The organism is Streptomyces sp. NPDC058289, from assembly GCF_042880975.1.
In the GTDB taxonomy this organism is placed as follows: Bacteria; Actinomycetota; Actinomycetes; order Streptomycetales; family Streptomycetaceae; genus Streptomyces; species Streptomyces stoeckheimensis.
Map to the genome: position 1 here is coordinate 60,448 of NZ_JBHVYI010000010.1, position 9,856 is coordinate 70,303.

Consider the following 9,856-nt stretch of genomic DNA (forward strand, 5'->3'; position numbering starts at 1 on the left):
GGGGGGGGGGGGGCCCCCCCCCCCCGGGGGGGGGGGGGGCCCCCGGCGGGCGGCGGTTGGGGGGGGGGGGGTGTTTTTTTCACGTGAAACATCCACCGCCCCCGCACGGATCAACTCACCTCGGCTCGGACGTCAGACGTCAGACGTCAGACTCCGATGTTCTTGCCGTCCTTGCGCCAGACCGACACGACCGACGGGCGGACGATCTTGCCCGGACCGTCGGGCCACACCGACTGCGGCTTCTCGACGGACGCGCCGTCGATCTCGCCCGGGTGCTGCACGGCGACCAGGACACGCTTGTCCTGAATGATGGGGCCACAGGTCTCGGCACCGCGCGGAACGGTCAGGAACTGCTTCAGCTCACCGCGGCGCTCACCGGCGGTCGCGACGCCGAACAGGCCGTCGTGCGAGCCGAGCTGGTTACCGTCCGTGGAGATCCACAGGTTGCCGTGCGGGTCGAACGCGACGTTGTCCGGGCAGGAGATCGGGCTGACCTTGTCCTTCGGGAAGCCCGCGAAGTAGGTCGCCGGGTCGTTCGGGTCACCCGCGACCAGGAAGAGGCGCCAGGCGAAGCCGTCGCCGGCCGCGTCGTCGAAGTTCTCGGCGAGCTCCAGGATCTGGCCGTGCTTGTTCAGGTTGCGCGGGTTGGCCTCGGTGGCGCCTTCCTTGCCGGGCTTGCCGCGGTCCGTGTTGTTCGTCAGCGCGATGTAGACGCGGCCGGTGCGCGGGGACGGCTCCACGTCCTCGGGACGGTCCATCTTGGTCGCGCCGACCTTGTCACCGGCGAGGCGCGTGAAGACGGACACCTCTTCGGCGGTCATGCCCTCGACGTGCGAGACGTTCCCCTTGGGGGAGGAGGTGAGGAGCTTGATCCAGACGCCCGAGCCGTCGAACTCGCCGTCGGAGGGGAGCTTGCCGGTGCCGTCGATCTCGGCGGCCGGGGTGTCGCCGGTGAGCTTGGCGACGTAGAGGGTGCCCTCGTCGAGCAGCGTGAGGTTGTGCTCCTTCGCCGCGCGCGAGTCGCCCTTCTTCATCTGCTTCGACGAGACGAACTTGTAGAAGTAGTCGAAGCGCTCGTCGTCGCCCATGTAGACGACGGGGCGGCCGTCCTCGGTCAGGCGGGGCTGCGCGGCCTCGTGCTTGAAGCGGCCGAGCGCGGTGCGCTTGCGCGGGGTGGAGTTCGGGTCGTACGGGTCCAGCTCGACGACCCAGCCGAAGCGGTGCGACTCGTTGGGCTCCTGAGCGACGTCGAAGCGCTTGTCGAACCGCTCCCACTTGCGCTCGGTGGCGCCGGCCGTCACGCCGTAGCGCTTCAGGCGGGCCGCCTGGGTGGGGTCGGTGACCAGGCCGGCGTTGCCGAAGTACTGGTTGAAGTTCTCCTCGCCGTGGAGGGTGGTGCCCCACGGGGTGGTGCCGCCGGCGCAGTTGTTGAGGGTGCCGAGCACCTTGGTGCCGGTGGCGTCGACCGAGGTCTTCACCAGGTCGGTGCCGGCGGCCGGACCGGTCAGCCGGAACTCGCTGGTGGCGGTCAGACGGCGGTTGAGGCGGTGGCGGCTGATGGCCGTCAGCTTGCCGCTGCGGTGGTCCTCCTGGACCGCGACCACGGACAGGCCGTGCGCGGCCCAGGCGATCTCGACCTGCTCGCGGGTCGGGTTGGCCGAGTCGTACCCCTTGAACATGAGGTTCTCGTCCGTGTACTCGTGGTTGGCCACGAGCAGCTGCTGGCGCTCGTAGGCGCCGCCGAGCGGGAGCAGGCTCAGGAAGTCGTTGTTGTAGCCGAACTGACCGGCCTGTGCGGCGGCGGTCTGGTTGTCCGGGTTGAAGCCCGGCGCGCCCTTGACGATCGGGTCGCCCCAGCGGATGACCACGTTCTGCTCGTGGCCCTCGGGGACCGTGACCTGGTCGGCTGTGTTCGGCGCGACGGGCTTGAAGCGCAGGCCGCGGGCGCCCTCGGCGTTGACTCCGGCGGCGCCGGCGCGCTGCGCGTCGAGGGTCGGGTCCGCGGAGGCGGAGGAGCCGTTGCCGCTCAGCGTGAGGGCGGTACCGGCCGCCGAGGCGACCGTGACGACCGCGGCGGAGCGGAGCATCGCGCGGCGGGAGTAGGCGCGGGCTATGACGTCGCCGACGTACTCGTTGTCGCTGGTGTTCGGCACCTCGTGGAAGCAGGCGTCGCCGCAGCGGTAGCGGCAGGTGAGAGCGGAACGTCCGCCCCCGTGAGAAGTGCCGATGAGCGGCAGGAGCTTGCGCACGAGTGTCCTCCGTAGATGCACGGTCCCCGACAACGTGTCGGAACAATCCGTCGGTGACGCTATGGGCGGGTTGCGCCGAAGCGGCGGCCGATGGATGAACGCCCGGTGAATCCGACACGTCGGGGCGGCAGTTCGGGGGCATAACGGGTGTGTTTGGGGCGTGGGCGCCACGAAAGGTGCCCCTCCCGAAGTTCCAGCCAAGGGGCCGATAACCTTACGTGTCCACTCTGGGCAGGGATCTACCGCGCAGCACGGACAAATGATGCACGCACTCATGCGAAAGGCCTGGCCCATGGGTATTCGGAGCTTGTTGCGCAAGGTGTTCGGACGGACCTCTGAATCGGTTCCGGAGACGACCGGCACCACTTCGGCGGCCCTCCCGAGCCAGACCGAACGCACCCCCCTGGACGCTGCGGCCGAACTGGTCGCCGCCTCCTTCGACAACCCCACCGTTCCCCCGCAGTCCACCCCCCGGGACCTCGAACCGGGCACGGTCCTCACCGCCCCGGCCCCGGCCCCCACCCCGGACCCCACGGTCCCGGAGGCCCGCCGGTCCCCCACCGGGGGCTCGTCGGCGACCCCGGCGACGCCGTCCACCCCGACGGCCCCGGCCGCCGCCGAAGCGGAGCCCGCAGCCGCCGAAGCGGCCACCGAGGCGGCGCCGGAGCCCGCCACCGAGCCGGAGCCGCTCGCGGCCGAGGCGGAGGCGACGGCCCCCGAGGCCGAGCCCGAGGCGATCACCGCTCCGACCCCCGAGGCGGAGGCAGCCACCCCCGAGGCGGAGGCCGAGCCGGTCGCCGCCGAGGCCGAGCCGGAGCCGGTCGCCGCTGAGGCCGAGGCCGAGCCGGCCCTGGCCGCAGCGCCCGAGGAGGAGCCCGCCGCAGTGGCGGACACCGAGCCGCAGGCCGACGTAGCCGCCCCGGAAGCGGACACCGAGCCCGAGGCGGAGCCTGCCGCGGCCGAGCCCGTGGCCGCCGAGGCGGAGCCGCAGCTCGAGGTGGAGCCTGTCGCGGCCGAGGCCGAGGTCATCGCCGAGGTCATCACCGAGGCGGAGCCCGTGGCCGCCGAGGCCGAGCCCGTCGCGGCCGACGCCGACGCGGAGCCCGTCCCGGCCGAGGACGACGCCGACGCCGAGCTCCTCACCGCCGAGGCCGCCACAGGCGGCCCCGCACACGCCCTCGCCGCGGTCAAGCGCCAAGCGCCCCCGCTCGCAGCCGCGTACAAGGCCGCCGGGCAGGTCCTGCGCACCAAGGGGAAGGCAGGCGCCCGCGCCACCGTGTTCCTCGTGCTCGACCGGTCGGGCTCGATGCGCCCGTTCTACAAGGACGGTAGCGTCCAGCACCTCGCCGACCACGCCCTCGCCCTCGCCGCTCACCTCGACGAAGAGGCCACCGTCCGTACGGTGTTCTTCTCCACCGAGCTGGACGGCACGGCCGACCTGTCCCTCGACGCGTACGACGAGGCCTGGGTCGAGGCCCGCCACGCGGAGCTCGGCCGGATGGGCCGCACCAGCTACCACGTCGCCGTCGAGGCCGTCGTGGAGCGCTACCAGAAGGACGGCGGCGAGGGCCCGGCCCTGGTCGTGTTCCAGACGGACGGTGCGCCCGACAGCGTCCGCCCCGCCCGCGAGGCGATCGCCGAGGCGGCCACCGCCGCCCCCGGCATCCACTGGCAGTTCGTCGCCTTCGGCGAGCACGACGCCAAGGCCTTCGACTTCCTGCGCAAGCTGGACGCCGACAACGCCGGCTTCTTCCACGCCGGCCCGGCCCCGGCCGAACTGACCTCGGCCGCCCTGCTCAAGGGCCTGGTCCAGGGATTCTGAAGGCCCACCGCCCCCGACCGGCTTTCCGGTCGGGGGCGGTGGCGTGTCAGGGGCGGGGTACGGAGGCCGTGTCCCGCCGTCGGAGGATCAGAAGAGCAGTCCGCCGGCCGGGTAGCCGCTGCCCACCTTGGTCGGCGCCCCGAAGCCGTCACCCGTGCCGTTGCCCTTCAGCAGGAACAGTCCACCGGCGGTGTCCCGGGCCAGCAGGTCGGCCTTCCCGTCGGCGGTGATGTCGCCCGGCGAGAGCATCGCGTCGTATCCGGCCGTGCCCGAGCCGATCTTCAGCCGGGGCGCGTACCCGCCCGCACCGTCGCCCTTGTACAGGTACAGGTCACCGGCGGGCTCGCGCCCGATCAGGTCGGCCCGGCCGTCACCGGTGAAGTCGCCGGGCGAGAACAGGTCGGCGTAGATGTTCCAGTTCGTACCGATCTTCACCGGCGCCGCATAGGCGGCGGCCGCCGTGCCCTTGTGGAGCCACAGTCCTCCGTCCGCGGCACGGGTGATCAGGTCGGCCCGGCCGTCACCGGAGAAGTCGCCGGGCGAGACCAGCTTGTCCCACGCTCCCCAGCCGGTCCCCGCGGAGACCCGCGTCGATCCCGAATAGGCACCGGTCGCATCGGCCGGGTAGTGCCACAGCGCACCCGCGGAATCGACGGCCGCGAGGGTCGACGTACCGTTCAGGCGGACCACCCGTGCGATGTTCTGCCATCCGCTGCCGGTCTTGCAGGCGGCGGCCAGGCTGGTGCCCCCGCGGCCGGAGTAGCGGAACAGCGCGCCGGACTCGTCCCGGCTGAAGAGCGCACCGGCGGCCGGAGTGAAGGGCCCGCAGTCGGCCCAGGTGGCCGCACCCCGGACCATCTGGTGGTCCGAGACGGACGGGTCGAGCGGAAGCACGTCGCCCTTCGGCGACTTGAAGTGCTTCGAGCTGAAGAACACGTAGTCGAGCTTCTTGCCTTCACGGGTCGGTTCGCCGGAGCGGCAGCGCTGCTCCTGGCCCACCGTGCAGGCGGCCGGGTCGAAGAACTCGCCGTCGGTCTCGTCCGCCTCGATGAAGGTGCCGCGGGCGTTGTCGTTGATGCCCGTGTCGTAGAACGGGGTGAGCGAGGAGGTGCGGGGCGAGTGGTTGAAGTCGCCGCCCAGCACCACCGGTATGCCCTGGTCCTGCCAGGTCTTGGCCTGGGTCGCCAGCCGCTCGGCCTCCGGAGCGGCGAGCGTTCCGTTGTCCCAGTAGAGATGCACCGAACAGGCCCAGTTGAGCCGGTTCTGCACATAGTTCTTCACGCACGGCACCTTGATCGGCTCGCTCTCTCCGCCGACCGTCAGGTCCAGTTCCACGGACTCGGAGACCGGCCCCCTGACGAGTACCGCGTTGCCGTAGTCGTGACCGCCGCAGACCGACGGGTTCCCGGTCAGGGTCGCACTGTACGAGCCGCGGAACCCCTGGGGCGCCAGACGCTTCAGGACCTCGTCGTACTGCGGGCGGCACACCTCCTGGAGGAAGATCTGGTCCGCGTTCCAGGTGGTGACGGCCGCCTGGGCGACGATGCTGTCGATCCGCTTCTGCTGGTCGTACGAGGCGCCGGAGCAGATGTTGCCGCAGATGTTGTAGCTGACGAAGCGCAGGGGCGGGGCGGTGGAGGCGCTGACCGTGTCGGCCTGGGCCGGGACGGCGCCGACCGCGAGGGCGGCGAGAGCGAGGACCGCCGAGCCGGCGGCGGCCCAGAGGGCGGTGGGGCGACGGGACATGCGGGGCTCCAGGAAGGGGTCGGGGAGGCGCGGGCGGGGGGCGCGCCTCGGGCCGGCGGGGAGGGGGCCGGCGGGCAGCGGGCAGCGGGCCGGCGGGCAGCGGGGACCCGCCTGGGCAGCGGGGACCCGCCTGGGCGGCGCGGCGGAGGGGCTCAGCCCGGGCGGCGGGCCGGAGCGGCGGGCCGGCGGGGCTGAGCCCGCGCACCGGCCCGCCGCGTACGCGGGTGTCCCACGCGCCGCCGCACTGCTACCAGTTGGTGCCGATCTGGGTGCGGCTTCCGCCCGCGAAGGTCGGGCCGGTGTACCGGTAGAGGTTGCCGTTGGCCTTCTCGACGGCCACCAGATCGCCCTTGCCGTCGCCGGTCACATCGCCGACACCGGCCAGCGAGCGCATCGTGTCCCAGTTGGAGCCGACCTTGACCATGGTCGAGCCGGCGTACGAGGGGCCGGAGTAGCGGTTCAGATCGCCGGTCGTGGCGTTGACCGCCACGATGTCCGCCTTGCCGTCGCCCGTCACGTCGCCGATTCCGGTGATCGAGGAGTAGATGTTCCAGCCGGTGCCGATCTTGACCGCGGAGCCGCCCGTGTAGGACGGGCCCGAGTAGCGGTACAAGTCGCCGCTGCTCTTCTCGACCGCGATGACGTCGCCCTTGCCGTCACCGGTCACGTCGCCGACCGAGGTGATGTTCTTCATCGTGTCCCAGTTGGTGCCGACCTTGACCCGGGAGGAGCCGGCGAAGGTGGGGCCCGCGTAGCGGTACAGGTCCCCGGTGGTCTTCTCCACGGCGAGGAGGTCGCCCTTGCCATCGCCGGTCACGTCACCGATGCCGACGATCTCGCTCATGCTGTTCCAGCCGAAGCCCAGCTTGACCCGGGCGCCGGAGGCACCGCTGAAGTTCGGGCCCGCATACCGGTAGAGGTCTCCGCTGGCCGCCTCGACGGCGACCATGTCGCCCTTCCCGTCGCCGGTCAGGTCACCGACGCCGGTCAGGTTGGTCATCTGGCTCTGCGGGCCCTCGGGTTCGGACGGGTAGGGGTCGGCGTGGTCGGCGCCGAGGTTGGCGGCCGGACCGCAGTGCGGCCAGGCTCCCTCCCCCTGGGTGGCGAGGACCTTCTCGGCTATGCGGATCTGCTCTTCCTTGGTGGCCTGGTGGGCGTACGCCGCGTACTTGGTGCCGCCGAAGGCCTCCCAGGTGGACTTGGAGAACTGGAGCCCTCCGTAGTAGCCGTTGCCGGTGTTGATGGCCCAGTTCCCGGTGCTCTCGCACTGAGCGACCTTGTCCCAGGTGGCGACGGAGGCGGCCGAGGCCGGAGCGGCGGCCAGCAGGGGGAGGGTGAGGGCGGCGACGGGGCCGGCGACCAGGGCCACCAGGACGGACTTCTTGCGGAAGAAGAGCGGACGCATGACAAACCTCGGGGTTCTCGCGGGAAGGCAGGGCAGGAAGGCGGAGCGGCGGCGGGTCGGCGGACGGCCGCCGGGCAGCGGGCACGGCGGGGCCGGGGCCGGGGTGGCCGGGCGGCCCCGCCGTGCGGGGAGGGTGATCTCCCGGGGGGGGGGATCACACCGGGCGGGCTACCACTTGGTGCCGATCTGCACCGCTGCGCCGCCGCTGAAGTTGGGGCCGGAGTAGCGGAAGAGGTACCCGGTGGACGAGTTGACCGCGAGGAGGTCCGGGACGCCGTCCTTGTTCAGGTCACCGGGACCGGTCAGGTTGACCATCGAGTTCCAGTTGGTGCCGATCTTGACCCGGCTGCCGCCGTTGAACGTGGGGCCGGAGTAGCGGTACAGGTCGCCGGTCGCCGTCTCGACCGCAACGATGTCGCCCTTGCCGTCCCCCGTGAGGTCGCCGACACCGACGAGGGTGTCGTAGACGTTCCAGCCGGTGCCGATCTTGACCGCGGAGCTGCCAGTGAACGACGGGCCGGAGTAGCGGTACAGGTCACCGGTGCGCGACTCGACCGCGATGATGTCTCCCTTGCCGTCGCCCGTGATGTCACCGACCGAGGCCATGCCGTGCATGGAGTCCCAGTTCGACCCGATCTTGGTCCGCGTGCCACCGGCGAACGAGGGGCCGTTGTAGCGGTAGAGGTCACCGGTCGCGGCCTCGGTGGCGATGATGTCGCCCACGCCGTCGCCGTTCTGGTCGCCCACCCCCACCAGGTCGCCCATGGTGTCCCAGTTGGAGCCGATCTTGACGCGGGCGGTGCCGCCGGTGAAGTTGGGGCCGGAGTAGCGGAAGAGTTCGCCGGTCAGGGCGTCCACGGCGATCACGTCGCCGATGCCGTCCCCGGTGATGTCCCCGACCGACGTCACATCGGTCATGCCCTTGTCGGGAACCGCGACGGGGGACTCGACCACCTTGTTGTAGCGGTAGCCCTTCATGCCCTGGCCGGCGATGTAGCTCTTGGTGTACTTGATGTGGCGGGCGTTGGTGCCCGGCCTGGCGTGCTCGTAGACCCACATCTCGGTCTTCGAGGAGTCGGTCCACTTGTCGAACAGCACGACGTGGGTATCGATGTTGTTGAGGGCGTCCCCGGGCTGGAGGTCGTCCAGGCTGGCGATCTTGGTGGAGTAGTTGGGCAGGGTCCACGTGGTGGCGCCGATGCCGGCGTTGAGGTGCCAGGCCATGGAGACCAGGCCGGAGCAGTCGGTGCGGTAGGGGCGGCCCTGCGGGTCCGAATAGGTGGCGCCCTGGTTGTACGGAACCCCTGCGTCGACCCAGGTCTGGGCCCGCTGGAGTATCTCGCTCTGGCTGATCTGACCGCCCAGGGTCGAGGTGGCCAGCGTGACGGCCTGAACCTCCGGGGGCGTGGCGGCATGGGAGGGGAGCGTGCCACCGAGCGCCACCGCGGCGAGCGAGGTGGCCACCAGGGCGGTGCGAGTGGCGGTACGAACGGTGTTCTTGGACATGCGCATGACAGGAACTCCTGTGTGTGAAGACATGGACGAGCGAAGTGGGTTACTACGGAGGCTCTGGAGGCGTGCGGCCGGGTCACGACGGCCGGAGGCGGTCGGGCGGCACGCGGATTCGACAGCGGGAAGGACACCGCGGAGGGCCGCGGGCGCCGCGACGGGCGCCCTCGTGACGGGCCGGGCGGGGTGGAGAACGATCAGGTGCGGCAGGGAACGTTCAGGTGCGTCAGGGAACGTTCGGGTGCGTCAGGGGCCGGTCAGGTACGGCAGAGGACGGTCAGGTACGGCAGAGGACGATCAAGTGCGTCAGAGGCCGGTCAGGTACGGCAGAGGACGATCAGGTGGGGAGCCGCCGCGCGGCAGCGGAATCCTCGACGGCCGTCACCGTCAGGCGAGCGGGGGCGCGGCCACCGCATAGCCCTGGGCGGCCAGGGCGTCGCCGGCCCGGTTCAGGAGGGACCGTGCGCCGAGCAGGGCGCGGGCTTCGGATGCGCCACCCATCAGGGCGACCACTTCTAAGCCGTCCCGGGTCGGGCGTACCCGGATGTGTTCGAGGCCCAGGTCCGGATCGGCGTGGGCCCACAGCAGGTCCTCCACCAGAGCCCTGCGCCCCCACCCCTCGGAACCTTCACCGACCAACGGGATGACGATCATGTGCATCGCTAGTCCCAGCCCATCCCGTTGGCGGAGGCGGCCGGGGCCGCGACCGTGGTGGGAGCCGGGGCGTCCCAGCCCATCCCGTTCGTGCCGGCGGCCGGGGCGGCGACCGTGGTGGGGGCCGGGGCGTCCCAGCCCATCCCGCCGCCGGAGCCGGACCCCGTCACGGCGAAGAGGACCGTGAGGGCGGCAGGGGCGAGGACGGCGGCGACGAGGCGGGCGGACCTGGACATCGGAAACTCCCTGAAGGATCGGATGGACTCTGACGCGGTTCCCGGCAGGGGGTCCGGGGCCCTTTCCGCGGCCCCGCTCCCTTCCGGTGAACACCATCCTGTCCGCCCTCGAACGCCCCCGGAAGGGCTGCCGGGTGGGGGGCCGCGGGGGGGAACACGGGGGGGGCCCCCCCCCCAAGTTTAAATTTGATAAAAAAAACCCCCCGCGCGACTAGCGGGGGGGGGGGGGATGGCC

Annotated in this window: 7 protein-coding genes; 1 reads left to right on the top strand and 6 read right to left on the bottom strand. The window is 71.6% G+C overall.

Features of this window, described 5'->3' with window-relative positions; all coding sequences use genetic code 11:
* Positions 1-146: 146 nt before the first annotated feature.
* Positions 147-2,249 carry a PhoX family protein gene (locus ACFVX6_RS07300; RefSeq protein WP_389688888.1) on the bottom strand — a complete coding sequence of 701 codons (2,103 nt, stop codon included), beginning with the start codon at positions 2,247-2,249 and terminating at the stop codon, positions 147-149.
* Positions 2,250-2,541: 292 nt separating this feature from the next.
* Here ACFVX6_RS07300 and ACFVX6_RS07305 point away from each other — a divergent pair, with 292 nt between their 5' ends.
* Complete coding sequence (locus tag ACFVX6_RS07305; protein ID WP_389688890.1) at positions 2,542-4,071, top strand: VWA domain-containing protein; 1,530 nt, start codon at positions 2,542-2,544, stop codon at positions 4,069-4,071.
* A gap of 87 nt (positions 4,072-4,158) precedes the next feature.
* On the opposite strand, the gene ACFVX6_RS07310 is transcribed toward ACFVX6_RS07305, so the two are convergent.
* The 5 genes from ACFVX6_RS07310 to ACFVX6_RS07330 form a co-directional block, all read right to left on the bottom strand.
* Positions 4,159-5,817, bottom strand: a complete 1,659-nt coding sequence (locus ACFVX6_RS07310; protein ID WP_389688892.1) for an endonuclease/exonuclease/phosphatase family protein — start codon at positions 5,815-5,817, stop codon at positions 4,159-4,161.
* A gap of 247 nt (positions 5,818-6,064) precedes the next feature.
* Positions 6,065-7,222, bottom strand: a complete 1,158-nt coding sequence (locus ACFVX6_RS07315; protein WP_389688894.1) for a transglycosylase family protein — start codon at positions 7,220-7,222, stop codon at positions 6,065-6,067.
* Positions 7,223-7,390: 168 nt separating this feature from the next.
* Positions 7,391-8,734, bottom strand: coding sequence for an FG-GAP-like repeat-containing protein (locus ACFVX6_RS07320; RefSeq protein WP_389688896.1), 1,344 nt, complete (start codon positions 8,732-8,734; stop codon positions 7,391-7,393).
* A 384-nt stretch (positions 8,735-9,118) separates the two neighbouring features.
* Positions 9,119-9,391 (bottom strand): hypothetical protein, encoded by a 273-nt coding sequence (locus ACFVX6_RS07325; protein ID WP_389688898.1) that lies wholly within the window; start codon positions 9,389-9,391, stop codon positions 9,119-9,121.
* Between the two features lie 2 nt (positions 9,392-9,393).
* Positions 9,394-9,621 carry a hypothetical protein gene (locus tag ACFVX6_RS07330; protein WP_389688899.1) on the bottom strand — a complete coding sequence of 76 codons (228 nt, stop codon included), beginning with the start codon at positions 9,619-9,621 and terminating at the stop codon, positions 9,394-9,396.
* Positions 9,622-9,856: the final 235 nt, after the last annotated feature.

What these genes read in the sequence shown, in the direction of transcription:
- ACFVX6_RS07305 (WP_389688890.1), top strand. Translation starts at nt 2,542, where the DNA reads ATGGGTATTCGGAGCTTGTTGCGCAAGGTGTTCGGACGGACCTCTGAA.
- ACFVX6_RS07310 (WP_389688892.1), bottom strand. Translation starts at nt 5,817, where the DNA reads ATGTCCCGTCGCCCCACCGCCCTCTGGGCCGCCGCCGGCTCGGCGGTC.
- ACFVX6_RS07315 (WP_389688894.1), bottom strand. Translation starts at nt 7,222, where the DNA reads ATGCGTCCGCTCTTCTTCCGCAAGAAGTCCGTCCTGGTGGCCCTGGTC.
- ACFVX6_RS07320 (WP_389688896.1), bottom strand. Translation starts at nt 8,734, where the DNA reads ATGCGCATGTCCAAGAACACCGTTCGTACCGCCACTCGCACCGCCCTG.
- ACFVX6_RS07325 (WP_389688898.1), bottom strand. Translation starts at nt 9,391, where the DNA reads ATGCACATGATCGTCATCCCGTTGGTCGGTGAAGGTTCCGAGGGGTGG.
- ACFVX6_RS07330 (WP_389688899.1), bottom strand. Translation starts at nt 9,621, where the DNA reads ATGTCCAGGTCCGCCCGCCTCGTCGCCGCCGTCCTCGCCCCTGCCGCC.